Here is a 25604-nt window from a genome sequence, read left to right as displayed (position 1 = left end):
TTGGCGGCCTGCCGCGATCGCTGTCGCGAGGTCACGCAGTGTACCGGGACAATTTGCCGGGATGCCGCGTTTGCACAGCCGATTGATCGTCGCGCCGACGACACCGATTCCGAATGCCGCGCGCAGCGAAGCGGTGTCGCGAGGTTCGGCCAGGTTCCGGCCGCTCGAACGTTCGGGCACGGACAGGTCGTCAGGTGTCGAGCGGCCGACAGAGTCGGTTTCGGTCGACGCCCTGCACGCCCAATTCCGCCCTCCCCAGGTGCGCAAACCGGCGTACCGCAGCCCCTATTCATCGGGTTGGCAGCCGCATCACGCAGGGACGGGGATGACATACGGTTGGTCGAGCGCACCGATGGTCACGGCTTATCAAGGCGGCTTCTGGCCGCGCTGGTGAGTCGAGCGTTTGCCACGAGTCCCGCGGGTCGGCAGCGACTGTCTGCACGACGCCCTCTAATGAACAGACTATGAGAGAAGACGCATGAACTTGAAGAAACACGCACTCGCAGTAGGAGGCGCGTTCCTGCTGACCGGCTCGTCGCTGGTCTCCGGGCAGGCATTCGCGTTCGGATCAGAATGGCGACCGGCGACCGGCTACGCCGCAGGCGGCCCCGGTACGCCGGCGGCCTATCAGCGGATCGCGAATGTACCGAGATTCCGCCCCTATTCGGCATCTGGCCCCAACCGCTATCGTGATCGGGTGGCCGCTTTGCGGTCCGAGCCACGTCCGAACTGGGCCATGGCGGCACCACGTTACGCCACGGCACCCGCATACCCGGCCTACGGGCCACCGCCTCAACCCTATGTCATGCCTATGCCTATGCCCATGCCCAGCGGAGCACCGGGATGGGCGCAGCCGTTTAGCGGAATGGCTCAGGTCTGGCAGGAGCAGGTGCCGATGTTTGCGCGTCAGTTCGCGTGGCGCCCCGCGGATTCCCAGCCGTGGTCTGGGAATGCGATGCCGCCCATGCAGCCCGCCTGGCAACCGTACGCCGCATCACCGCCCACCGGGTATCCATTGCGGCCTGATTTTGCAAGCAATGCGCCGGCCGGGTATGCCGGCTGGCGCACGCCGACCGCGGGTCCGGCGGCACCCTACGGCTATCGTGCGCCCGGCTATACTGCTGGTCGGCAGGCGTCGTTCAGGCCTGGCGATCGGACCGGTTGGTCGACGGCGGTGCCGCATTATGCGCAAGCGGCGCCGAGTGTCGGGCGTCCTGCCCCGGGGCAATGGCGTCCCGAGCCCGTTGCGACCCAGGTCGGCTGGCGTTCCACTTCGTTTCGACCGGTTGGCTACGGCCAAAGCAGCGCCGCCAGAAACGCGCGCTTGGCCGGCTCGAGCGATGCGTCGCAAGGTCTGCCGGGTTGGTTGACGACCTATCAGGAGACCGATGTGTCGGCTGGTTGCGCCTGGTGCGAGGGCACTTGATATCTAGTCTTTAAGGATCTGAATGATCACGGTAATCGGGACTCTCAAGGGCGGATCGGGCAAGAGCACAGTCACCTTCAATCTTGCGATCTGGCTGGCAATGGCCGACCGTGACGTCGCGGTGATCGACGCCGACCCACAGGCGACCCTGACCGATGTACTGGAGGTCAGACGCGAAGAGGGTTATTTACCCATGGTCGAGAGCCTGGATGCGGCGATGATGGGTGATCGTTCGAAACTGCACGAACGCGACGAGGTGTTGATCGACGTGGGTACCGCGTCGATGGACAACCTCAGGCAGGCGGTGACGATCGCCGATCGACTGCTGGTGCCGGTACCGCCGAGTCAGGCCGACATCTGGTCGACGCAGCGTTTCCTCCGCTTCGTGGACTCCCTGACCGGCAATGACCGGCCCGAAGTCCTGGGTTTCATCAACCGCGCCGACACTCATCGTGCAGTGAGGGAGTCTGACGAGGCGGCCGCCGCCTTGGTGTCTCTGCCCGGCATTCGCTACCTCAAGCCTCGTTTGTCGCAGCGCACCGTCTACCGGCGCGCGTTCAGCGAGGGACTGGCGGTATTCGAACAGGAACCACGCGGCAAAGGGGCTGCGGAATGGAACGCCCTGGCGGCGGTGTTATACGCTGACCTGCTTTCGTGAGTCGGTTGGTGCGCGGCAGCAGTTTTTTGGGCGGGGTAGGGAACTGGCTCGCCTGTCACCTGGTGATATTGACCCTGCTCGGGTTCGTGCTCGCCGGTGTCGCGCTGTTCCTTCCCGCCGAGGTGCGGCAATCGCAGGGGGCGGGCGAAACAGACATTGCCCCCCACGCTGTGTTGCGGGGCCCAGACCGACCGTCGGTTGTGACCACGGAGCCGGCATCGCGCGCCGCCGGCGACAAGGGAGAGCCCGCTGCGAGACAACCGAAGCTGATAGGCGGCAGCCTGTCAAACCGCCATGGCGCCGGGTCTCTGGAGGAAGCAGCGGGCCGGCACCCGGACAGCGGATTCCGTCCCATGGGCGAACAGACGCCCGATGCCCCATCGATGCCGGATCGAGCGCAGTTGGTGCAGGCCGCGAGGCGCGCCTTCTGGAATGGTGAATTCGAGCTCGCTGAAGCCACTTACATGGATCTGCTGACCTACTTTCCCGGTGATGCCGATGCATTCGGGGAGCTTGGCAACCTGTACCACGCGATGGGCAGGCGTCAAGCTGCCGGCGATGCGTTCTACGAGGCGGGCGTGCGCCTCAAGTTGTCCGGGCAAAGCGAAAAACTACATGCGGTTATCAGCTATTTGGAGGAACAGTCTGATGATCGCGCGGCACAGTTGAGGGAATGAAATGACTGTCCCGGCCACAGTCATCGCCTGGCCTCGACGGGCGCTCATTAACGCTGCTTATATCTTTCATTGAGGTATTCATGGTAAATTAAGCATGTTCCGATAAACGTGCCAGAGGGTGTGGACGTGAGCAACGCAGAAGAAGTCGCGGACGGCGTCGTCGATGCCAACGCGGAATATGCAAAGCTGTCCGAGGTATTCGAATCCAGTGCCAGACGATGGGAGCTGATCGTCTACCCGTCGCTGTTCGCGTTCATCATTCTCGCGGCATATGGTTTCTATCTGGTGTACAACCTCGCCAAAGACGTCCACTACCTCGCGATCAGCGTCGATTCGAACATGACCACGTTGTCCGGCAACATGCAGAACGTCTCGGAAAACATGGGTCAGTTGACCGCGAATATCCGTGCGATGACCGTCACCATGGATTCGATCGACAACAAGGTGGCGACCCTTGAGCCGATGTTGGCGAATCTCGACTCGATGGACGGCGCGATCCAGTCGATGACCCACGCGACCCACACCATGGGTCGGGCGACTCAGTACATGCAGGCGGACATGGGGCGCCTGAGCTACAGCGTCGGGCGACCGATGTCGTTCATGAATGCGTTCATGCCGTGGTGATCTAGCCGGTCGCGATCTGGTCGGCAGGCATGCGGGGCCCGGTGCGGGCCCTTTTCATTTCCCCAGGTTTGCGGACAGCGGCGCACACAGGGTCTGCGCCGCCCGGGACCGTACGGCAATTGCTGCGTGAGCCCCCGCCGCGGGCGTCTCAGACCTGTTCTTCGTGATCACCTTCGAACGAGATGGTGCTCGAGGGCTCCTGCAGGAAATATCCCTGGATGTAGTTGACCCCGATGTTCCAGAGGATCGCGAGACTGCCCGCATCCTCGACGCCGCTGGCGATGGTCTTGTAGCCCGCTTCCTGCAGGGTCGTGTTGGTTTTGGTCATGCGCTCCTGTTGCGCATTGTTGGTCGCGAGGTCGCGCATAAAATCTGGTGATAGCTTGACCACGTCGACTTCCATGTGTTTCAGCAGTGCGTCGGCCGATTCGATATCGTTGAAGTTGCTCACCGCGATGCGGCAATTGATCTTCTTCAATCCGGTGATCAGCTCGCGGGCCGGTTGCAGCGCGGTGCGCAGGTCTCCCTCACGGAACTGGAACACCAGCCACGAGCCCTTGGCACGGAATTCCCTCAGGCAGTCACAGATCCACAACAGCATCGAATCGTCCTCGATACCGGCGCGGGAAATGATGATGTGGAAAATGATCTTCTTGCCGTCACGCCGATGATTGGCCAATTCGCGGATCGCGTTGCGCACCACCCAGCGGTCCACCTCGGCGAGCCGGCTCGCATCGCGCGCCGGTGACAGAAAGCCTTCGGGCTCGAGTTCCTGGCCCTCTTCGTCGATCAGTCGCAGGTACACGGAGTAGTTCTCCCGCGTGTCGCCCTGCAGGCTGACGATCGGCTGGTACTTGAGTCGGAAGCCGTCGTTGGCCAGCGCATTGTCGATCAGTTTCACCACCGCGGCGTCGGCTTCGCCGAGATGCGACGTCTCGCCCGGAACCTGGTCGTTGTAAAAAACGACCTGGTTCTCACCCTCGGCACGGGCCATGCCGGTCGCGCGGCAGGAGCGATTCACCAATTCGTGTGCGCTGATCTCGGTGCCTTTCTCGGACCGTGTCACGCCGATCGAATAGACCGGTTTGATCGGTGAGTCCTGAATGCTCTTGAACGCATGGCTGCGCAGGTTGTGCAGGCAGCGCTCGGCGACTTCCAGCGCCGGCTCATTGTCGTCGCACAGAATCATGAAATCGTGGTCGCCGAAGCGGGCAATCGTGTGCGCGTCGGTTACGGTTGCAGACAGGACCCCGGCGACTTCGGTGAGCATCTGCTCGGCACAGCCGAAACCGCAGTTCTCGCGCATATGCGAGTAATTGGTGATCGACAGCTGCACGAGCGAATGGCCTGTTTCGACGCCTTGCGGGCCGCTGATCATGGCCTCGAGGCGTTCCATGAACGACTGGCGATTGAAAAACCCGGTCTGCGCGTCGCGGCTGGTCAGTTCCTCGATCTTCTTCTGCAACGCGAGGCTCTGGCTCTGGTCGCGGATCATCACCTGGGTACAGAGCTCGCCATCGATGCTGGCCGGGGAGAATTCCATCCGCGCATCGAACGGCTCGCCTTCCGCTGTGACGCAACGGAATTCCTCGGCGTGTCGACCGGTCTCGTTGATCTTGCGCAGTGCCGCTTTGAACTGGGTTCGGGATTCGGCGTCGATCATATCCATGATCGGAAGGCCGTCGAGTTCGTCGGCCGTCTCGTAGCCGAACAGCTCCAGGTAGGCATGATTGGCCGTCAGGTGCATGCCCTCGTGGATATAGGCAATCGCATCGCGCGAGCTCTGCACCAGGAGGTTGCTGCGTTCCTCCGCCTCGCTCAGTTGGCGCTTCAGGCGCGCCAGTTCCTGCTGCCACAAATGGCTCTGGTGCTCCCGGCGTATCGCCAGGGCAACATGGTCCGGGTCGTCGATATCGATGAAATCCTGCAATGCGTGGTCGAGCGCCAGGGGTTTCATCGTCTTTCTGTCGGTGCCGACCAACAGTAGGCTTGCCCGCGGGCTGAGTGCCCGTACCTTCGCGACCACCTGAGTGACGGGAACCGATGCGGAGTCGGCATTCACCACGACCAGATCGCAGATCTCGCCACTCAGCTGTTCGTCGAGCGAGGCGAGGTCGTCGGCAGTCTTCAGATGCGCGGCCTGGCCCTGATTGCGCAGCGCGTTGGCAAATCCGTCGGCCACGTTAAGCGGACATCCGACGACCAGCATCTCGACTGGCGTACCGCCGCTCTCAAAGCTTTGAATTGCGCGTTCCGCGTGGACGGCCATAGATCCCATTGTCCTTGCTGGTCAGCAAAGTAACTTTCGGGCCACGGTAACAGCGCCGGGGCATCGCATCAAAGACTGTTCCACAGTTCGCTGAATTCGTCGAACGGACTGTCACCGTCCTGGTTTTCGTCCTGCTCCAAGCGGACCAGCTCGAAATGGTAGCGCGCGAAAGCGCTGCTGAATTCGACCAGCTTGGTCAATCGGATCAGTTGTTCCCTGCCGGCCATCGACAGCAACAGATCAACCCCGGTTTCCAGACTCATCGCGCTCATCACCAGGCTGGCGGTCGCATTGCTCGCGGGGTCCGTATCATTGATCACCAGGCATTTGTAAGAAGGTGTCCGGGTGCGTCCTGCCGTCTTGCCTGCTTCGCGGACGTCGGCGGCCTCGCAGCGCGTCGAGATCACCTCGAGCCCCAGATCGAGGGCTTGATCAGGCTGCTGCTTCATCCAGCGGATGACGCCGAGGCCATAACGGCGCCGATCGGAGGGTGACTCGACCCCGATCAGTTCGCCAATCTTGACCTTGGGTATCTGCTCTCCCTGCCAGCGTATGCAGTAACCGCCCGCGCTCTCGTTCACAGTTTTCACCGCGTGGCGGTTTTCCTCCGGCGCTGGTGCTTCCGGCTGAGGATCGGGCTCCCGGCGGACCTCCGGCTGGGGTGGTGGGACCACCGGCCCGCGGCTACCGACAAGGAAGCTGTCGTGAAACATCTCGTCGTTGACGAATTCGCTGTCGAGCGGGGCCAGGGACGCATTCTCGAGGCTGCCGCTGGACCATTTCAGCCGATTGCGCGGCGTGGCTGGGCGCGGCTCCGACTCTTCCAACGTGAACAGGGGCGCACGGGTCGTGGCGTACGGGGGCTGGTCCTCTGCCTGGAGGTTGCCATAGATCGCGTGCAGTCCGGCTACCACGTGCAGGTCGAAGTTCAGTTTCGTACGCACGAAACGCCGATCCGGTGGGCGGCTCCAGGCCATGATCAGCAGGCGAATCAGCGGCCGCGTCAACACCTGCTTGCCGGTTTGCAGCCCGGAGCGATTGTCCCAGGGGGCCTGTTCGAAGTCGCTGCGCAGTTTCTTCAACAGTTCGCGGACGTCGAGAATGGCGATCCGTTTCCCCGGCACCGGCGTGCGCAGGGAATTGTGCATCGGTGAGGAATCGGCCCAGAGATCGACGTTGAACCGGCCGAGGCTGGTACCGCCGTCGTCGCGGTCGAGGATCACGGTGTACTGTGACCACTCCGCCAGATGTGAGAACAGCAGCTGCGCGTGGCTCTGTCGCAGGCGATGGGGTGTCGCACTCGCAAACAGCATCAACGCCTTGAACTGGTCTTCGATGGTCGTGCTGCCCTGAGCGTTTCTGCCGTCGTCGGGTTTGACCGGTATGTCGTGGATATGGTTTTGCGACGCGTAGGCATACACGCTGTTGATCTCGCGCCAGATGCCCTCCGGCCATCCCGCATAGACCAGCGCGTTCTGATACAGGATCTGGCCAAGATAGGTCAGCGTTCGATGCAGCGCGATCACCAGCAGCCGGCGATCGAAGTTGGCGCTGTCCCCGGAGATCATCCGCTCGACGATCACCTTGTACGATATCGCCAGCTCCTTCTGCAGTTCACGCGCCAGCGACGAGGTCTTTGCACCCTTGGGTGACAGTGGTAGACCGACATCCACGTAATACTTCTGGAGATTGCTGGTGATGTATTCCACCGGTGGTCGGAACTTTTCGACGGTCCTGGCGCGCAGCAGGTCGGGCACCTCGATGCGGTTGAATTCGACCAGTGTGCTGAACACGCGCCGCGCGGTCTCGCCGATATTGGCCATCGGCAGCGCCTCGAACCAGGCCTCGGTCTCCTTGGGGTCGAGCAAGAGGTTGTCAGGTTTGGCAGCGGACTGTCGCGGGATCTGCAGTCCGAGCAACGGGCGTGCCGCAGCATCGGACGACTGAGCCGATGCCGGTGAGTTAGGTTTTTCGTCGATTTCGGTCAAATTGGCCGCCAACACTGGGTATCTGATTGTCTTATCCGGCCCGGTGTGCTGCTGCGTCGAAATCATGTCACCGCAGTGTCCGGCGACATAAGTCTCTGCTACCGCTCAATTCTAGCCACTTGCCGCCGATTAATGCAGCCCCGGCCAAGCTCCCGGGTACGTCAAATCGGAACCTTGAACGGCTCGCCGGCCGTTTCGCGCACGATACGCGGCACCAGGTAACCCGGCAGACGCGCGCGCAGTTCCCGGTAGATCGGCGCCACGTGTGCCTGGGGGACGTCGAAATGCGCCGCACCGGCCACCGGATCGAGCAGGTGGAGGTAGTAGGGCAGCACGCCGATGCCGAACAACGATTCGCTCAGATTCACCAGCGTATCGGCATCATCATTGATGAACTTGAGAAAAACCGATTGGTTCAGCAGGGTGACGCCGGCCTCTTTGAGACGCCGCATCGCGTCGCCAAGTTCCGGCGATATCTCGTTCGGGTGGTTGGCGTGAATCACGCACACAGGCGTCAGTCGTGTGCCCGCCAGCGTCGCGACCAGCCGCTCGGTGACCCGATTCGGCAGGACCACCGGGAGACGGGTATGGATACGCAACCGGCGGAGGTGCGGGACGGCCCGCAGCCCGTCGACCAGTTGCTCCAGCCGGCTGTCGGAGAGACTCAACGGGTCGCCTCCGCTCAGGATCACCTCGCGGACATCCGGCATGCCTTGCAAGGTCTCCAGCGCCTGCTGCCACTGGCCGAGCGCAGACAGTTCGGCGTACGGGAAGTGCCGTCTGAAACAATAGCGGCAGTGCACCGCGCAGGCGCCGGTGGTCACGAGCAATGCCCGTCCGTTGTATTTGTGCAGCACACCGTGATCGCGTGAGGCGGCCAAGTCGCCGACCGGGTCGGCGAGGTAACCCGCCGTGGTTCGCTGTTCGATCTCCCGCGGCAGCACCTGGGCGAGCAACGGGTCTGCGGGGTCGCCCCGGCGCATCAGTCCGACATAGTGGCGTGGGACGCGCAGGGGGAAATCGGCCCGGTCGAGGCGGACGCCGGGCAGCTGGTCCGGCACGAGTTCCAGCAGTCTCAGCAGTTCACTGGGATCGCCGACAGCGTCGGCGAGTTCGCGCTGCCAGGGTTCTGTTTCCAAGCGCAGGGGCGAAGGGTTTATCATTGTGGGCTTTGTTGTTTCAGCGTTTGATGAGGATCGAATGGCGACTTACAGCACGAACGAATTCCGCGGTGGTCTCAAGCTGCTGCTCGACGGTGACCCTTGCACCATTATTGAAAACGAATTCGTCAAGCCCGGCAAAGGCCAGGCGTTCAACCGCGTGAAAATTCGCAATCTGAAGACCGGTCGGGTGCTCGAAAAGACCTTCCGTTCGGGCGAGACCGTCGAGGCGGCCGATGTCGTCGATCGCGATCTCCAGTACCTGTACAACGACGGTGAATTCTGGCACTTCATGGATACCGGCAGCTTCGAACAATACCAGGTGGACGCGAATGCGCTGGGTGATGCGGTGAAGTGGATCAAAGAGCAGGACCTGTGCATGGTCACGCTGTGGAATGGCGCTCCGATCGCGGTCGAGGCTCCGAACTTCGTGGTGCTGGAGATCACCGAGACCGACCCGGGGCTGAAGGGCGACACTTCGGGTGGTGGCGGCAAGCCGGCGACGCTGGAGACCGGCGCCGTCGTGCGCGTGCCGCTGTTCATCCAGAGCGGCGAAAAGATCAAGGTCGATACCCGGACCGGCGAGTATGTCAGCCGCGTCAAGGACGAATAATCTCCTGACCAATGGCGAGTGGCGTCCCGGCGCGGACCTGCGCACGCTGCGCACGCGCGCCACGATGCTTGCAGAGCTGCGCCGGTACTTCGCTGCGAACCAGGTGCTCGAGGTGGAGACGCCATTGGCGGGTGCCAGCGCCGGGACCGATCCGTCGCTGGAGCCACTGACCCTGCAATATCGCGGACCGCTTTATCCGGCAGGCAAAGAGCTTTATCTGCAGACCTCGCCGGAGTTCGCGATGAAGCGTCTGCTGGCCGCCGGCAGCGGACCGATCTACCAGGTCTGCAAGGCGTTTCGCAACGGCGAGGCCGGACGTCTGCACAATCCGGAGTTCACGATCCTCGAGTGGTATCGCCCCGGATTCGGTGTCGGCGACCTGATGGACGAGGTGGCCGGTGTGCTGCGCCTGGCGCTGGCACAACCCGAGCTGGCAGTCGAACGACACCCCTATGACCAGTTGCTCGGCGAGGTGGCCGGTTGCGACGCGCTCGCGGCGACCGCCGAACAACTGCGCGGTGTGGCATTGCAACGCAACATCCTCGGTGCCGAGTCCATGCAGCTGGACGCCGACGGTTGGCTCGATCTGCTGTTCAGCCACCTGGTCCAGCCGCACCTCGGTCGCACCTGTCTCACCTTCGTGACGGACTACCCCGCCAGCCAGGCGGCGCTGGCGCAACTCAATCCCGACGGTCGCACCGCCGCACGCTTCGAGGTGTTCCACCGCGGCGTCGAACTGGCCAACGGCTTCCTCGAACTCAGCGATGTCGACGAACAGGCGGCGCGCTTCGAGGCCGACAACTGCCACCGGCGGGGTAGTGGGCGGCCACCCGTCGTCGTCGATCGGCGCCTGCTGGCCGCGCTGCAGCACGGGCTACCCGACTGTGCCGGCGTTGCCGTCGGCCTGGACCGCGTGCTGCTGCTGCGGATCGACGGGACGGACATCGACGAGGTGATCAGCTTCTCCCTGCAACGCTGCTAGCGGCTGGCCAGGCGGCCGCCAGCCGCGTCGCATGCGGATCGTCAATGCATTGGAACGGCGGGCCGCGCGATCATTCGCGCATGTTGCGATATCTCTCGATCTTCCTTGTTGCGACGCTGGCGGCATGCGGTGAAACGCCACCCGCGCAGGCGCCGCTTTCCATGCACGATCTGGCGCAACAGGGCGAGACCGAGCAGCTGTTGCAGTTGATCGATCCGGAACACCCGGTCGACCACCGCGATGTCTGCGCGCGCACACCGCTGATGCTGGCAGCTCAGTATGGCCATCGCGACACCGTCACTCAGCTGCTGGCCGCCGGGGCAGGTGTCGATCTGCGCGAGCACGGCGAATATACCGCGTTGATGTTGGCGGCCGGCAGCGGTCACGTCGAGGTGGTGCGCCAACTAGCGGCGGCAGGCGCCGCGATCGATCAGGTCGAAACGACACGTGGCTGGACCGCGCTGATCTGGGCCAGTGTCAACGGACATCGGGAGACGGTACAGGCGCTGTTGGAACTGGGTGCTGATCGCCGTGTACGGGACCGCGACGGCCGTACCGCGCAAGCCTGGGCGGCAGCCCAGGGTCATCCGGAAATCGCCGCCCTGCTGTGACGGGTGCTCAGTCGTTGCGGATCGGTTCGCCGATCATTTCGCCCATGCGCAGGCTGCTTCCGGGTCCGATGTCGGCCGACCAGTTCGCGGCGTCGCGCGGTAGCAGGACGATCACCGTCGAGCCCATGTTGAATCGACCGATCTCCTCGCCGGCGGCGAAGTGCCGGCGCTGCGCGCCCTGATAGACCCATCGGGTCGGCTGCCCGCGGCGCTCCCGCACCTCGCCATGCCAAACGGTCTCGATACTGCCGACGAAGATCGCGCCGACCAGAATCACCGCCATCGGGCCCAGATCGGTCTGGAAATAGCAGATCACGCGCTCATTGCGCGCGAACAGGCCGGGAACGAGCTGGGTCGTGGCCTCGCTGACGCTGAACAGATCGCCGGGTACGAAGACCATCGACTCGAGCGTCCCCGCGAACGGGATGTGCACCCGGTGATAGTCGCGCGGCGAAAGGTAGATGGTCGCGAACAGCCCGTCTTGAAATGAGGCCGCCATGCTGCGGTCACCGGCCAGCAGCGCCAACAGGTCGAACCTATGCCCCTTGGCCTGCAGCAGCGAAACGCCGTCGATCGGGCCGATCTGGCTCACCTTGCCGTCGGCCGGCGACATCAACATCCCCTCGGCGAGCGGCCGCGTGTCCGGTTTCAGCGCGCGCGTGAAGAACGCATTGAAGCTTGGGTAGGCGGTGGCATCCGGCTGCTCGGCCTCCTGCGTGTCGATACCGTAACGGCGGCCGATCTGGCGAATGAGCAGGTTTTTCAACCACGGCGTGCGTGCCCGTGCGAGGCGGTACATCCCGGCAGCAAGCAGGTGTTGTGGCAGGACCCGCAACAACGCGGTCGATAGATGGTCGAGCAGACCGGGTGGTTTGGAGGATGACATTGGGTAATTATTCCACGAAGCCGACGACACCGGCGATGTTGCGTGCCATGACAGCGGCCGGTTCCATCGGGATCCGCGCCCAGGCACGGTGCTTTGGCGCGACCAGGACGCCGCCCGCGGTCCCTTCGGAGCACCAGATGGTGCCGTGCGGCTGGATATCAAGCTGTTGCGTGACCGCATCCAAGGACCCGGCATCCGCAGTCACCACGTCGACCCAGTTCACGCCGCCGGTGAACGCCGCGATCGCGTCGCTCCCCGGTCGATCGTAGGCCAACAGCGTGAGACGCAGCTTCGCCTGAACCTTGGGCCAGGCGGCGAGGCGATTGACGACCAACGCAAAATGCCGCAGCAGTTCACGACACGCCGGTTGGCGCGTGTCGACCGCCAGAAACAGGCGCCAATGTCGGTTGTCAAACCCGATCCCGAACTGCTCTGGGTAGGTGATCGGGCGCCCCTGGTCGAAGACCTGCACCGACAGACCCTCCAGTGGCCGCCGCTGCCAATACTGGCCGGCGTAATAACCGACGATGATGCTGGCGAGCGCGGCGACGATCAGCAGCAGGCGGGAACGCGGTCGCCGACGCCGAGCCCGGCGCATGGGCTTCAGGCGGCCAGGACCTTTTCCGCCGCCGGCAGTGCGACGCCGTGGTTAACCGGTGCGCCGATATCCGCAAGTACACCGTCGAGGGCCCCCAGGCAACGGGTGATGTTTTCGATGCGGCTGCTGTAGCCCATCAGCCCGATGCGCCACACCTTACCGGCCAGTTCACCCAGTCCGGCGCCGATCTCGATATGGTGTTCGTCGAGCAGCCGGGTGCGCACGGCCGCATCGTCGACGCCTTGCGGGATCCACACGGCGTTGAGTTGCGGCAGTCTGTGCGCTTCGTCGACCACAAAGCCGATGCCCATCGCCTCGAGACCGGCCTTCAGCGCCTCGTGATTGCGCTGGTGGCGCGCCCAGCCGTTTTCCAGGCCTTCTTCGCGCACCATCAGCAGAGATTCGTGCAGCGCATACATCGCGTTGACCGGCGCGGTGTGGTGGTAGGCCCGGCGTGAGCCGTTGCCCCAATAGCCCATTACCAGGTTCATATCGAGGAACCAGCTCTGCACCTTGTGCTGACGGTTGACGATCTTGTGCTGGGCCCGCTCGCTGAAGCTGACTGGTGAGATGCCCGGTACGCACGAGAGACACTTCTGGGTGCCCGAATACACCGCGTCGATCTCCCAATCGTCCACCAACAGCGGTGTGCCGGCCAGCGAAGTCACGGCATCGACGATCGCCAGGCAGTCGTGGCGGTGGGCGAGTTCGACCAGCGTCTTGGCGTCCGACTGCGCGCCGGTCGAGGTCTCTGCGTGTACGAACGCGACCACCCGCGCATCCGGGTTGGCAATCAGCGCGTCTTCCAGTTTCTGCGGGTCGACCGCCTGTCCCCAGGGGTCCTGCACCAGGACGGCCTGGCCTCCGCAGCGCTCGACGTTTTCCTTCATACGTCCACCGAAGACGCCGTTCTGGCAGACGATCACCTTTTCGCCGGGTTCGACCAGATTGACGAAACAGGCCTCCATGCCCGCCGAACCGGGCGCAGAAACCGGCATGGTGAGCGCATTCTGTGTCTGCAACACGTATTGCAGCAGCGCCTTGACCTCGTCCATCAGGTCGATGAATTTCGGGTCCAGGTGGCCTATCGTGGGCCGGCCGAGTGCTTCGAGGACCCGCGGCGGCACGTCGGAGGGGCCGGGACCCATCAGGGTGCGGAGCGGTGGGTGGAAGGCGCTAGTCGGCATGGCGAGACCCATTGGCAATCGTGAATGAGCCAGCGAGTATAGTGACCGGCACAAAAAGCAATCAAGCGCAATACGGGTCGGATTGGCCCGGTCTTTGGGCGGTAGTAGCGGAGTTGGGGCAATGACAGAAAAGTTCGACCGGACAGATGCGGAGTGGCGCGAGACCTTGTCCGAGGAGCAATACCACGTATGCCGGGAGAAAGGCACTGAACGCGCCTTCACCGGCGCCTATTGGGATACCAAGACACCCGGCCTGTACCGCTGCGCGGCGTGCGGTGAGCCCTTGTTCGATGCGTCGGCCAAGTTCGACTCGGGCACAGGCTGGCCCAGCTTCTGGCAACCGGTGAACGGCGAGTCTGTCGCGACCGAGACCGATCAAAGCCATGGCATGGTGCGTACCGAGGTGCATTGCCGGCGCTGTGGGTCGCATCTCGGTCACGTGTTTCCCGATGGGCCGCGCCCGACCGGTCTGCGCTATTGCATCAACTCGGTTTCGCTGGATCTGGATACGACCGGGGACGGTGACGGCGAGTGATGGCGCTCAGTCCGGCTTGAGCAGCAACAGGGCCTGCACCTTGGCGGCATTCCACAGGCCACCGCCGGGTGCCGGACGTCCCAGGTCGTTCCACAGGTCGGCCGCCTGCTGCGGTGAAATGCGGTTGAGTTCGTACTCGGTGGCTTCGCGGCTCAGAGCCGCGCGATAGGCCGCGTCCCCGGCCAGTTGGATGAGGTCGACGATCCCGATCCGGGCGCCGTGCTCCTGCTCGAGGGTATCGATCACCTCTTCCGGCGACATGCTGGAGAGCAGATTCACCGCCAGCTCGGCAAGGTCCGCCTGACTGCCCTTGTAGGGCATATGCAATTCGATATCCTTGAGCCGTTGGCGCACCAGCGGTACCACGTCGCGCGTGGTCGCGCTGGCCAGTTCGGGAAACTTCTGGTTGAAGCGGTCGATCGCGTCGACCACCACGTTGACGGTTTCCATCTTGTGCCAGACATCGTGCGCTGGCAGCAGGTCGTCGCCGAAACGGATCCGCGGTGGTTCCTTGCCTGACTCGGATTTCGGTTTCGACATTTCCCCCCCGGAAGCTGGCCGATATCTCTCCGTTAACGGCCCCCCATCAGGCGACTTGAGCCGGTCGTGACGAACGGTTCGGCGCGACCGGCGGGGACGACCACGGTGGGCCCGGCTAGGTTGGTATGCGAACGCGAATCCTGGCACCCCCGAGCGCGGAGCGGTCGACCTTGAGGTCGCCCTGATAGTGGCGCACGATCTCGCTGACCACGGCCAGACCTATGCCTTCTCCCGGGTGCTGCTGGTCGGCACGCTCGCCGCGACGCAACAGGCGCTCGACCTCTTGCGGGGCGATACCGGGTCCGTCGTCCTCGACTTCGATCAGCATGGCCCCGGGTTCCGAGCGGGCGCCGACCGCCACCTGGGTCGAGCAGTGTTTGAACGCATTTTCGACCAGGTTGCCGAGCAACTCGAACAGGTCGCCCTGGTCGACCCGCGGCTTGAGGCGATCGTCGATCTCGACCGAGCAGCGCACGCCGCGCGCCCGGTGCACCTTGTCCAGGCTGGCGCACAGCCGGCGAACGATCGGTGCCAGGGCGATGGGGCGGTTGACCGCACTGCTGCCGGCCACCGCGGCACGCTGCCGCTGATAGCCGACGATCTCGTCGATACGTCGGGTCTGGTCGCCGATCAGGTCGCGCAGCACGGGGTTGATGTCGCCCTGTTCGGCGGCACCCCGCAGTACCGCGAGCGGTGTTTTCATGCTGTGTGCCAGGTCGGCGAGACTGTGGCGCACGCGTTCCTGACGTTGTTGGTTTTGCTGGATCAGGGAATTCAGGTTGTCGCTGAGGCCGAGGAGTTCGTAGGGTACGGGTCCCTCGATGCGTACGCTCTCGCCACTTTCGATCCGCTGCACCGCGGCGCTCATGTCGCGCAGCGGCGCCAGGCCCCAGCGCACCAGCAGGATCTGCACCGCGAGCAATACCAGTGCGACGCCACCCAGCCAGCGCCACAGGGTGCCGCGGAAGCCGGCCTGTTCTTCGCGCAGGGTGGCGCTGTCCATCGCCACGGTCAGCGCGTAGGCGATCGGCTTGCCCTTGTCGTCTTCCCAGGAGACTCCCTGATCGAGGATCGCCAGCCCGTCCGCGAAGTGGAAGCGGGTCATGCCGACCGCGGTCGGCGACGTCAGCTGCCAGAGACGGCCCAGCAGCGATCCGGAGCGCCAGTGGTACGCGCCGTCCTCGCCGACGGCCTCCGCGTACAGGCCGGAGTCCGGTTGGTTGAAGGCCGGTGCAGCGAGCGCGTCCGGCAGGCGCATGCGGCCCAGGTCGTCCTCCTTGGCCGCCGTCAGCAGGGTGTAGACGTGTGCCTGCAGGCGTTCGCGGATCGCGCTCTCGGTGCTGCTGCGGAACGCGCGGTCGAGCGCGGCGCCGGCCAGACCGAGAAACGCCGCGAGGACCAGCAGGTTGCTGATCAGCAGACGGCGGTTGATCGAGCGTCGCACCGTCAGCCGTCGTCCTTGCCCAGGCGGTAGCCGCGGCCGCGCAGCGTCTCGATGGGCCGATGCTCGCCGTGCGGGTCGACCTTTTTGCGAATGCGGCCCATCAGCACCTCGACGACGTTGCTGTCGCGGTCGAAATCCTGATCGTAGACATGCTCGGTCAGTTCGGTCTTGGATACCACCTTGCCGGCGTGGAGCATCAGGTATTCGAGGATCCGATACTCATGGCCGGTCAACGTGACCTCGCGTCCCGCGCTACGCACGGTCTGTGCGGTGGTGTCGATCTCGATCCCTGCGGCGTTCAGCACCGGGCTGCTGTGGCCGGCGGCGCGCCGCAACAGGGCATTCACACGGGCCAGCAGTTCGCCTGTGTGAAACGGCTTGGTGAGATAGTCGTCGGCGCCGCTCTCCAGGCCCTCGACCTTGTCCTGCCAGGCATCGCGTGCGGTCAGGATCAGGATCGGGAACGCACGTTGCAGTGCGCGCAGGCGGCGGATCAGTTCGATCCCCGAGATCTTCGGCAGACCGAGGTCGATGATCGCGAGGTCCATCGGGTACTCTCGGCCCAGGTACAGGCCTTCCTCGCCGTCAGCCGCGGCGTCGACCGAATAGCCCTTGGCCGTGAGCTGGTCGGCCAGCTGGGTGCGCAACAGGGGTTCGTCTTCGACCAGCAGGATGCGCATGGGGTCAACGCGACGACGGACGACGCTCTGATTCGGAGTCGATGCGCAGCCGCTTGACCCGTCCGTCGTCGGTCAGTATCCGGATGCGGTACGACTCGCGTCCGCCCCGCCGGTCCGTTTCAGCCGACAGCACCCGCCCGGGATAACGGCTGCGCGCCTCGGACACCGCGTCGTCGAGCGACTTGCGGCGATCCGCCTGCACGCCTGTCGCGGCGCTCAGCAGGAGTGCCGCGACCAAGGCCAGGGGGGTTGCGTGTCTCATGATTCGATACCGTCAATCGTACTTCGTGTGCCATCTCCGATCGTGCGAATGGTCTCCACCGGACGTGTAACCGATTCGTACGCCTGGCCGCGGATAGTCATCGTAGGCGCCGCGCGGCCGCTTATTAGAGTAGCCGATCCAGCGGTCGCGCCGCTCGTCACGGTGTCCGGGGCGCCGGTCGTGTCCGCGGTGGCGATCGAAATCGCGTCGCGGGCGGCGATCGCTGTGCCGTCCCCGGTCCTTGTCGTCGGCCAGCTCATGGCCGATGACCGCGCCCAGCACGGTGCCACCGATCGTCAGTGCGGCCCGCTCGTCACCGTAACTCAGCTGGCTGCCCGCGATGCCGCCGATGATGCCCCCGATCACCGCCCCTGCCAGCGCGCGGTCGTCGTGTCCGGCATTGGCGTTGGCACTGACCAGGATCAGCAGCGCAAACGCCGTTTTGAGAATGCTGTTCATCTGTGCGACCTCCTAAATTCCGGTCGACGATTCGACCCTTGGTAGATACCTTAGCGGCGCTCTGCTGAACAGTCGCTGAACGGATGCCCCTGGTTCAGCGAACCTGTTTCAGTTGACCGACCAGGAACAGCCCGGTGGCTGCCGCGACGATCGAGGGCCCGGCCGGTGTGTCGAATGCCAGGGAGCCGCCGAGGCCTGCGAGCACTGCAAGAAAGCCGGCCAGCGTCGCGAGCAGCGCCATCTGTTCCGGGCTGCGCGCGAAGCGTTGCGCGGTCGCTGCAGGAATGATCAGCAACGCGGTGATCAGCAGTACGCCGACCAGTTTCATCGCTACTGCGATCACCAGGGCCACCAGCAGCATGAACGCCAGCTTCACGCGTGCCACATCGACGCCATCCACCGCTGCGAGATCGGCGTGCACGCTGAGATTGAGCAGCGGCCGCCAGATTGCCCTTAGTGCTGCCAGGGCGACCAGGGCGCCGCCCCAGATCCACAGCACGTCGCGACCGCTGACCGCGAGGATGTCACCGAACAGATAGGCGAGCAGGTCGACGCGTATGTCGTCGCGGAAGCTGATCGCCACCAGGCCGATCGCCAGAGCGCCGTGCGCCAGGATGCCCAGCAGGGTGTCGGTCGCCAGTGGGCTGCGCTGCTGCAGGGCGACCAGCGCGATCGCGATGAACAGCGCGAGCAGCAACACGCTGAGTTGCAGGTCGATCTGCAGCAACAGCCCGAGCGCGATGCCGAGCAGTGCCGAATGTGCCAGGGTGTCACCGAAATAGGCCATGCGCAGCCAGACGACGAACACCCCGAGCGGCCCGCTGATCAGCGTCAGGCCGATGCCGGCGGCGAGCGCGTAGAGCAGGAAATCATCCATGACCGTGGTCCGGGTCGTCGACGACGTCGCCGTGCAGGTTGTGCCGATGGTCGTGATGGTGCGTGTAGATCGCCAGGGCGTCGGCATCCAGCGCGCCGAACAGGTTCAAATAAGCCGGGTGTTGACTCACCGCATCCGGGTGCCCAGAGCAGCAGACATGTTGATTGATGCACAGCACCTCGTCGGTTGCGGCCATCACCAGGTGCAGGTCGTGGGACACCATCATCACCGCACAACCGCGGTCGTCACGCAGGCTGACGATCAGGCGATACATCTCCGCCTGGCCGTTAACGTCGATTCCCTGAACCGGTTCGTCGAGCACCAGCAGGTCTGGATCGCTGAGTAGCGCGCGGGCCAGCAGCACGCGCTGGGTCTCGCCCCCGGACAATCCCTGCATGGGTCGCTCAAGCAGGTGTGACACGCCGACCCGGTCGGCGTCGCGTATCAGGCGGTCGTGATCGGGATGGGCGAGGGCGAGAAACCGTCGGACGCTCAGCGGCATGCTCTCCGGCAGCTGCAGGCGCTGCGGCATGTAACCGATGCGCAAACCGGCGCAGCGTTCGATGCGTCCGGTGGTCGGCCTGATAAGGCCGAGCGCCAACCGCACCAGGGTGGTCTTGCCAGCCCCGTTGGGGCCGATCACCGTCAGGATCCTCCCGCGCCGTACCTGCAGATCGATATGCGCGAGCAGGTCGCGGCCATGCACGCGGACGCCGAGGTCGTGCCCGTCGATCAGCAGCTCAGGCGCCATCCGAGCGCCCCGCACACCGTGGACACAGCCCGGCGATCTCTACTGTCTGGGTGCGGATCTTGAACTGCAGGTCCATCGCGTTGCGGCGTATCCGCCGGTTCAGTGAACCGTCGGCCTGTTCGAACGCGACGTCACAGCGATCGCAGATGAACAGTTGCGCCATATGGTCGTCGCCCGGGTGATTGCAGCCGACGAACGCATTGCGCGAACTGACGCGATGGACCAGGCCCTGCCGCAGCAGGAAGTCGAGCGCGCGGTAGACCGTGGGTGGCGACGGCCGGTGGCCGTCCGCCGCGAGCCTTTCGAGCAGGTCATAGGCGCCGCTCGGGCGGTGGCTCTGCCAGATCAGTTCGAGCACCCTGCGGCGCGCCGGGGTGAGGCGTACCCCCCGCCGGGCGCACAATGTCTCGGCATCGCGCAATGCACCCTGTACGCAGGCGCGGTGGTCGTGGCCGGAATCGGGAAAGCTGTCGTGCGACATATCGGCTAGGTTCCGGTGGCCTGCAGGCAGCCGCTCAGCTGTTCGGCGATCAACCGCATCATCCGTTCGTAAAGATCAGGTCCGGGTGTGAATTCGACGCCGAGTGGGTCCAGAACCACGTGCCGAAGCCTGTGGGGACCCTGCAGCATGCGCAGCAGCTTCGCGGCATACTGCGGTTCAGAGAATACGCACTGTACCCGGCCGTCGGCGAGCTTCTCCCGCAGCTCACGCAGGTGCGCCGCACCCGGGCTGCGCTCCGCATGGCTGGTCACCGAACCCACGGCGTGCAGATCATAGCGGTGTTCCAGGTACTGGTAGGCGTCGTGGTAGACGATAAAGCCGGCGTCGATGCCTTGGAACTCATGCCGCAGGTCCAGATCGAGCTGCTCAAGCCGTGCGCGCAGACGCCGGGCGTTTGCCCGGTAGCGTTGTGCATTGCCGGGGTCACGCTCAATGAGCGTACGTTCGATCGTGTCGCTCATCGCCAACGCGTTGCCCGGCGACAACCAGATGTGTGGATCGACCAGGTGGTCCGCGGCTTTCCCGTGCGACGCATGCGCTTCGGCCCCGGCCCCGGCTCCGGCCAGGTCGTGGATATCGCGCGCCGGCAGTGTCTCAACGCCCGGGGCGGACAACAAGGTCACCGATTTTGCCGAAGGCATGCGCTCAAGGATGCGTGCCAACGGCAATTCCAGCGCCGGTCCGATCCAGAACACCAGGTCCGCATCGTGCAGCATGCGCGCGTCCGAGGGACGCAGACTGAAGGTGTGGGGTGACTCGCCACCGTGCAGCAGAAGACGGGGTTCCGCGACGTCCTGCATGATCGCCGAGACCAGTGAGTGCAGCGGCGCGATGCTCGCGACCACACGCGGCGGAGTGCCGGCAGAAGGCGCGCTGATCGACAGGCACAGCGTCAGGGCTGCGATGAACGCCAGAGATCGGGGATAGGTCGGCATGTCCGGCTTTTGGCATGAGAATTTGTAATAACATAACATTGCATTGGCGGTGATGGTACCCGCCTCTCGGCGACGCGGCCCGGCGTTGTCGATGCGGCCATCACCGCGGATCGTCGCGACGGGCAGTGTCGGTAAACTTTACCGGTGTTAAATTACGCACCCGGCAGGCCTCGCCAGGACGGGCGGGGCATCGGACGACAGGATTTGCATGACGATGAACATCATTCGCCAGACCGACGACCGGTGTCCTCTCCCCGATGCCCCGAGACAGACCGGCTTTGGCGGCTTTGTGCGCCGGGCCTGGCGTCGCTTCGACAATTCGTCGATCCCGCTGGGCCTGAAGTGGTCGATGAGCATCGCCGCGTTGATCGTCGTGACCATGGGCGTGCTTGGATTCTTTCTGATCCAGCAGCAGGAAGAAGGCTATCGCAATCAGGTCGATCGCTTCAGTACCGTCATCGTTGAACAGTTGCTACGGGTCAGCGGCGAGCCCCTGATGGCGGCTGATTCGCTTGGACTGCAGATACTGCTGCAGCGGCATGTGCAAAGTGAGCTGGTGTTGGGCGCGGCGCTACATGACGCCGACGGCAATCTGGTCGCCGAAGCCGGCGTCAGTCCCCCCGGGGTCGGAACCCGTCATGTCAAGGCATCCAATGTGCAGTCATGGGATTGGGAGAACGGAGAGTACAAGGCCGTGTCCTATGTCAGCCCCGTGGTGTTCCAGGACGTGACGGCGGGTTATCTCACCGTCAGCATAGACCGTTCGCCGCTGGAGGCCGATCTGCAGGAGACCTCGCGCTTTCTGATGCTTTCCAGCGTGACGATGATCCTGATCGGCATCGTGCTGGCGTCGCTGCTGGCACACCGTCTTTCTCGGCCGATCGAACGCCTGGCACGTGCCGGCGAGGTATTGGGAGCCGGCAGGCCACAGGGCGCGGCCGAGCGACGCGATGAGATTGGTCAGGTCCTCGAGACCTTCCAGCACCTCGCCGAGGGCGTGCGCCGCAAGCATCATGCGGAAGCGGCACTGTCGCGCTACGTCTCGCGACAGGTGGCACACCAGGTGTTGACCGCGAACACCGGACTCGGCCTCGGCGGCAGCTGCGTCACCGGCAGCGTGTTGTTCTGTGACATTGTCGGGTTCACGGAACTCTCGGAGAAACGCGAGCCGGGTGAGGTGGGCTCGCTGTTGAACGGCTACTTCGGTTACTTTGCGCTCGCCGCCGAGAGCTGTGGTGGCACTGTCGACAACTTCATCGGCGACTGCATCATGATCGTGTTCGGTGCGCCCAACAACGACGCACATCATGCCCTGCACGCATTGACCTGTGGCATGCTGATTCAGCAGCTGACCCGGCGTATAAACCAGATACGCGAGGCAAACCAGCAGCCCACCGTGATGCTGCGGGTCGGCATCAGCAGTGGACCGATGTTGGCCGGTAACCTCGGCAGCGTCGAACGTATGCAGTACACGGTGGTCGGAGATACCGTGAACGTCGCGGCGCGGCTGTGCGGCATCGCGCCACCGGGCGGTGTGCTGCTGCCACGCGCGATGATGGCGCCGGGACACCCGGGGCAGCGCGAGCACTACGACGACCTCGGTGCCGCCCAGTTGCGTGGACGCAGGGAACCGGTCGATGTCTGTGCAATGGATGTCGAAGCGGTGGCGAAGGACGTCAACGCCGATCAACTCATCGATCACATACTCTCTTCGGTAACCGGGTAATGCACCGTCTGTCGTGGATCTTGATCGCAGTCGTACTGCTGGCGGGTTGCAGCAGTCTCAAGACCGAGCCAACCGACCTGCCGACGGTCGGTTCTGCAGCGGAAGCGATCAAGGTATCCCGCGAGCTGGCGCACGGCGGTAAATGGTCGGATGCGGTCGCGTTGCTGGATCAGGCGCAGCGACTTTTTCCGGAAGATGCCGGTCTCGCCGAGGAGGTCGTCCGGTTACGTGCCGAGTGGAGTAGCCAGCAGCGTTCACTGGAAGATCGGATATTGGTCGGTGACGCCGAAAACCAGCGTAACAAGATCGATTTGTTGGAAAAGCTGGCGCTGGCGGAGCCGGACAACCTGATGCTCGTCTCGCGCAAGCTGTATTGGAAAGAGGTGCTCTCCGGAAAACTGGAGACCCTGACCGCATGCGCCGAACGTCATCTGACCAGCGAGCCGGCGCTGTCTCAGCGGTGCTTCGCCGTGGCGACACAGATCGCGGCGCCGGGAAGTGTCGAGGAACGGCTGGCGCGGGTCGAGGCGCAATTGCGGGCCAGCGAGACGCAGGCCGCCGAGCGCCGCCGGCTGGCCGAGGAACGGCAGCGGCAGGTCAAGGCGAAGAAGCTGCTCGACGACGCCAAGGAGGCGATCGCTTCGCGCGACTACCGCAGGGCCCTCGAGACGCTGGAGCGGGTTGCCGTGCTGCAGCCCAACAACAGCGAGGTGGCCGGTCTGAAGGAGCGGGCCTGGTCCATGATCAGTCCGCAGGTCGAGGCGTTGATCAAGCTGGGTGACCACCTGTACCTCGATGAACAGCTGGACGCGGCGGTGGCCACCTGGCAAGCGGCACTTAGCCTCAAACCGGGTGACGAGGAGATTACCGCACGCATCGAACGCGCCAAGACGGTACTCAATCGGCTGGATGCGTTGCGCCGCCAGCAGAACTCCGCAACCGAGAGCCCCTGACCCGGCGACGTCAACCGGCTTGTTCAGTGGCCGGTTTGTTCTTCGGTCGGAATGCCCTGACCACGGCCTCGTCGGTCTCGACAAAGGGCCCGTCGATCAGATCGATGCAGTACGGGATTGCTGGAAACACCGCGTCCAGGCAGTCCGCGATGGCGCTCGGCTTTCCGGGCAGGTTGACGATGAGGGTTGTGCCGCGGATACCGGCGATCTGCCTCGAGAGTATCGCAGTCGGCACGAAACGCAATGAAACGGCGCGCATCTGTTCGCCGAAACCGTCCAGGATCTTCTCGCACACCGCCGCGGTCGCTTCGGGTGTCACGTCGCGCTTTGCCGGGCCTGTGCCCCCCGTGGTGACAACCAGGCAGCAGCCGTCGTGATCGGCGAGTTCGCGCAATGCCTGCTCGATCTCGCCTTGTTCGTCCGGGACCATCCGGGCCAGGGCTTCCCAGGGGGTGATCAGCGCGCGCTCGAGCCACTCGCGGATCGCCGGGCCTCCGAGGTCCTGGTACTCGCCGCGACTGGCGCGGTCGGAAACGGTCACGATACCGATACGCACGGACTGGGTCATCACAGCTCCTCTCAGGGGTTTTGGGAGGGCAGGATACGCGGCCGGGGCATGGCCGCACAGTCCCGGTACGCCGGCCCGGGTGCGGCAGCAGCAGGGAGATCCGAGAGTTCCGCGACGCTACCGGGTAGCGTCGTCGGTCGCTGGCCGGCTCTCTGGCCCGCCGCCGACCGGCGACCCCGCGTGGGTGTCCCGGGCGCAGCGTCTAGGTCGCTGTCGGTCCGGGCGACGCCGAACTGATGCGGTCGGTGCATTCGCCGATCATCGCGGCTAGCCGAGTACCCGGGCGAGTACGTTCGAAAGCTCGTTCGGCTCGAACTTGGGCACATAGGCGTCGACGCCCATCTCCTTGCCGAGCAGCTGGTTGGCATCCGCGGTGAGCGAGGAATGCATCAGGACAGGTACGCCTTTGAAGCGAGGATCGCTCTTGATCTTCTGGGTCAGCACGTATCCATCCATTTCCGGCATTTCGACATCCGTCAGTACGAACTGCAGCACGTCGATGACCTGCTGTCCGGCCGCCTCTGCCTGCTCTGCGATCGCCTTCAGTCTGGACCATGCCTCCGCACCGTTGACCGTGGCGATGTACTTGATCTGCATCCTGTCGAGGGTCGTCGAGATCTGTTTGCGTGCGACGCTCGAGTCGTCGGCGAACAGACCCTGAACCTCGCGTTTCTGGTACGGCTGGATGGTATCGAACAGTTGCTCCTGGTCGTAGAAATGGGCGGTCTCCGCCAGTACTTTCTCGACGTCCATGATCATCACGAGACGTTTGTCGGGCAATTCGGCAACACCCGTCACGAGGCCGCCCAGGCGACTCGACATCATCGGCGGCGGTGTCTTGACCTCGTCCCAACTCAGTCGTTCGATGGTTTCCACCGAATCGACCAGAAACCCCTGCACGTGTTTGTTGTACTCGGTGACCATCAGGATCTTCGGCTTTTCTTCGCCGTGTACGCCGCAGAACTTCGCCAGATTGATGATCGGTACCATGCTGCCACGCAGGCTTACCATGCCCTCGACCGAATCCGGCATGTCGGGCGCATGTGTGATGTCCGGTACATGCATGACCTCGCGAACCTTGAACACGTTGATGCCGAACACCTCCTTGCGTCCGGTTGCGAGGTCCACACCGAGGCTGAACAGGAGCACCTCGAGGCGGTTGGTTCCCGCCAACTTGGTTCGTTGATCCACCGAATTGATGAAGCTGGTCATGCCGGATTCCTCGCCAGGGCGCACCGGTCGACATGCGCCGGTGCGGGGGTGTTGGAGAACATCTGCCAAGATCGGCATCCCCGGCCCGAGCTTTAGCGTGCCGGCCATACCCGGCAGTCGACCAGGTCCCGTGCGGAGCGCATTTCACCCGCGTATTGACTTGTCGCCGCCCGGTCGTGGGTGGTCGTGACGCCTGTCCGCATCGAGCGTTGTTCGCCCCGCCGCAGGGACATCCGCCCCGTCCAGTTGCGCTGTACCGGTCTTGGCCAGCGCCGCGCGGCACGGAATCCTTCACCGTTCAATTTGACCGGCATCAACAAAAACTCACCATGCCACATGGGTTTAGGCGGTAACCTTCAGGGGCTGTCGATCCTTCATCGTGACTTGAATAAGTGCAAATAAGATATTGATTTAAAAATATAAAAATCCTTCAGGTTCGGTCCTGTTTTTTGTGCGATGCACAATTTCGCGGTGCGCCTGC

26 protein-coding genes are annotated in these 25604 nt (G+C 64.0%); 9 read left to right on the top strand and 17 right to left on the bottom strand.

Going from position 1 to position 25604, the window contains the following annotated elements; translation table 11 throughout:
* The first annotated feature begins 1448 nt into the window (after positions 1-1448).
* The 3 genes from H6955_03755 (at position 1449) to H6955_03745 (ending at position 3385) form a co-directional block, all read left to right on the top strand.
* Complete coding sequence (locus H6955_03755) at positions 1449-2084, top strand: AAA family ATPase (protein ID MCP5312644.1); 636 nt, start codon at positions 1449-1451, stop codon at positions 2082-2084.
* Positions 2085-2092: 8 nt separating this feature from the next.
* Positions 2093-2761, top strand: coding sequence for a hypothetical protein (locus tag H6955_03750; GenBank protein MCP5312643.1), 669 nt, complete (start codon positions 2093-2095; stop codon positions 2759-2761).
* Between the two features lie 126 nt (positions 2762-2887).
* Positions 2888-3385, top strand: coding sequence for a hypothetical protein (locus H6955_03745; protein ID MCP5312642.1), 498 nt, complete (start codon positions 2888-2890; stop codon positions 3383-3385).
* A 148-nt stretch (positions 3386-3533) separates the two neighbouring features.
* Here H6955_03745 and H6955_03740 read toward each other — a convergent pair whose 3' ends face one another.
* The 3 genes from H6955_03740 to epmB all read right to left on the bottom strand — a co-directional run bounded on the left by H6955_03740 (position 3534) and on the right by epmB (position 8805).
* Entirely contained in the window at positions 3534-5654 is a 2121-nt protein-coding gene (locus H6955_03740; protein MCP5312641.1) for an EAL domain-containing protein, read from the bottom strand.
* Positions 5655-5722: 68 nt separating this feature from the next.
* The gene (locus tag H6955_03735; GenBank protein MCP5312640.1) at positions 5723-7642 is read right to left on the bottom strand and encodes a hypothetical protein; all 1920 of its coding nucleotides are present in this window, start codon (positions 7640-7642) and stop codon (positions 5723-5725) included.
* Positions 7643-7803: 161 nt separating this feature from the next.
* Positions 7804-8805, bottom strand: coding sequence for an EF-P beta-lysylation protein EpmB (gene epmB, locus H6955_03730; protein ID MCP5312639.1), 1002 nt, complete (start codon positions 8803-8805; stop codon positions 7804-7806).
* A gap of 37 nt (positions 8806-8842) precedes the next feature.
* Here epmB and efp point away from each other — a divergent pair, with 37 nt between their 5' ends.
* The 3 genes from efp (at position 8843) to H6955_03715 (ending at position 11008) form a co-directional block, all read left to right on the top strand.
* Positions 8843-9415, top strand: a complete 573-nt coding sequence (gene efp, locus H6955_03725; GenBank protein ID MCP5312638.1) for an elongation factor P — start codon at positions 8843-8845, stop codon at positions 9413-9415.
* Positions 9390-10397 (top strand): EF-P lysine aminoacylase GenX, encoded by a 1008-nt coding sequence (gene genX, locus H6955_03720; protein MCP5312637.1) that lies wholly within the window; start codon positions 9390-9392, stop codon positions 10395-10397. The genes efp and genX overlap by 26 nt, the downstream gene beginning before the upstream one ends.
* Positions 10398-10477: 80 nt before the next feature.
* Positions 10478-11008: an ankyrin repeat domain-containing protein gene (locus tag H6955_03715; protein ID MCP5312636.1), complete on the top strand. Its 531-nt coding sequence runs from the start codon at positions 10478-10480 to the stop codon at positions 11006-11008.
* 7 nt (positions 11009-11015) lie between these two features.
* Here the strand turns inward: H6955_03715 and psd are convergent, their stop codons facing one another.
* The 3 genes from psd to H6955_03700 are packed head-to-tail and all read right to left on the bottom strand — an operon-like array spanning position 11016 to position 13679.
* Positions 11016-11894, bottom strand: coding sequence for a phosphatidylserine decarboxylase (gene psd, locus H6955_03710; protein MCP5312635.1), 879 nt, complete (start codon positions 11892-11894; stop codon positions 11016-11018).
* Between the two features lie 7 nt (positions 11895-11901).
* A complete protein-coding gene (locus H6955_03705) occupies positions 11902-12492 on the bottom strand; it encodes a hypothetical protein (GenBank protein MCP5312634.1) in 591 nt (196 codons plus the stop codon).
* Between the two features lie 5 nt (positions 12493-12497).
* Positions 12498-13679 (bottom strand): alanine--glyoxylate aminotransferase family protein, encoded by a 1182-nt coding sequence (locus H6955_03700; protein ID MCP5312633.1) that lies wholly within the window; start codon positions 13677-13679, stop codon positions 12498-12500.
* Positions 13680-13800: 121 nt separating this feature from the next.
* On the opposite strand from H6955_03700, the gene msrB reads away from it, so the two are divergent.
* Positions 13801-14214: a peptide-methionine (R)-S-oxide reductase MsrB gene (msrB, locus tag H6955_03695; protein MCP5312632.1), complete on the top strand. Its 414-nt coding sequence runs from the start codon at positions 13801-13803 to the stop codon at positions 14212-14214.
* 6 nt (positions 14215-14220) lie between these two features.
* Here the strand turns inward: msrB and H6955_03690 are convergent, their stop codons facing one another.
* From H6955_03690 to H6955_03650, 9 genes are all read right to left on the bottom strand, one after another.
* The gene (locus H6955_03690; GenBank protein MCP5312631.1) at positions 14221-14754 is read right to left on the bottom strand and encodes a hypothetical protein; all 534 of its coding nucleotides are present in this window, start codon (positions 14752-14754) and stop codon (positions 14221-14223) included.
* A 115-nt stretch (positions 14755-14869) separates the two neighbouring features.
* Positions 14870-16198, bottom strand: a complete 1329-nt coding sequence (locus tag H6955_03685) for a GHKL domain-containing protein (protein ID MCP5312630.1) — start codon at positions 16196-16198, stop codon at positions 14870-14872.
* A 2-nt stretch (positions 16199-16200) separates the two neighbouring features.
* Positions 16201-16878, bottom strand: coding sequence for a response regulator transcription factor (locus tag H6955_03680; protein MCP5312629.1), 678 nt, complete (start codon positions 16876-16878; stop codon positions 16201-16203).
* Between the two features lie 4 nt (positions 16879-16882).
* Positions 16883-17140, bottom strand: coding sequence for a PepSY domain-containing protein (locus tag H6955_03675; protein ID MCP5312628.1), 258 nt, complete (start codon positions 17138-17140; stop codon positions 16883-16885).
* A 12-nt stretch (positions 17141-17152) separates the two neighbouring features.
* Entirely contained in the window at positions 17153-17599 is a 447-nt protein-coding gene (locus H6955_03670) for a glycine zipper 2TM domain-containing protein (GenBank protein ID MCP5312627.1), read from the bottom strand.
* Between the two features lie 94 nt (positions 17600-17693).
* Complete coding sequence (gene znuB / locus H6955_03665; protein ID MCP5312626.1) at positions 17694-18476, bottom strand: zinc ABC transporter permease subunit ZnuB; 783 nt, start codon at positions 18474-18476, stop codon at positions 17694-17696.
* Positions 18469-19227, bottom strand: coding sequence for a zinc ABC transporter ATP-binding protein ZnuC (gene znuC / locus H6955_03660; GenBank protein MCP5312625.1), 759 nt, complete (start codon positions 19225-19227; stop codon positions 18469-18471). Before znuC ends, znuB begins: the two co-directional genes overlap by 8 nt.
* The gene (locus H6955_03655) at positions 19217-19708 is read right to left on the bottom strand and encodes a transcriptional repressor (GenBank protein ID MCP5312624.1); all 492 of its coding nucleotides are present in this window, start codon (positions 19706-19708) and stop codon (positions 19217-19219) included. The genes znuC and H6955_03655 overlap by 11 nt, the downstream gene beginning before the upstream one ends.
* Positions 19709-19713: 5 nt before the next feature.
* Positions 19714-20664, bottom strand: a complete 951-nt coding sequence (locus tag H6955_03650) for a zinc ABC transporter substrate-binding protein (GenBank protein ID MCP5312623.1) — start codon at positions 20662-20664, stop codon at positions 19714-19716.
* Between the two features lie 214 nt (positions 20665-20878).
* Between H6955_03650 and H6955_03645 the strand changes: the two genes are divergently transcribed.
* Both H6955_03645 and H6955_03640 read left to right on the top strand, forming a co-directional pair.
* A complete protein-coding gene (locus tag H6955_03645; GenBank protein MCP5312622.1) occupies positions 20879-22390 on the top strand; it encodes a HAMP domain-containing protein in 1512 nt (503 codons plus the stop codon).
* A complete protein-coding gene (locus H6955_03640; protein MCP5312621.1) occupies positions 22390-23343 on the top strand; it encodes a hypothetical protein in 954 nt (317 codons plus the stop codon). The genes H6955_03645 and H6955_03640 overlap by 1 nt, the downstream gene beginning before the upstream one ends.
* Positions 23344-23353: 10 nt before the next feature.
* Here the strand turns inward: H6955_03640 and mog are convergent, their stop codons facing one another.
* Both mog and H6955_03630 read right to left on the bottom strand, forming a co-directional pair.
* Entirely contained in the window at positions 23354-23911 is a 558-nt protein-coding gene (gene mog, locus H6955_03635) for a molybdopterin adenylyltransferase (GenBank protein ID MCP5312620.1), read from the bottom strand.
* Positions 23912-24178: 267 nt separating this feature from the next.
* Positions 24179-25123: a chemotaxis protein CheV gene (locus H6955_03630; GenBank protein ID MCP5312619.1), complete on the bottom strand. Its 945-nt coding sequence runs from the start codon at positions 25121-25123 to the stop codon at positions 24179-24181.
* Between the last annotated feature and the right edge of the window lie 481 nt (positions 25124-25604).

Source organism: Chromatiaceae bacterium, assembly GCA_024235395.1.
Taxonomy (GTDB): Bacteria; Pseudomonadota; Gammaproteobacteria; order Chromatiales; family Chromatiaceae; genus Thiosocius.
This window is presented reverse-complemented; position numbering and strand designations above follow the sequence as displayed.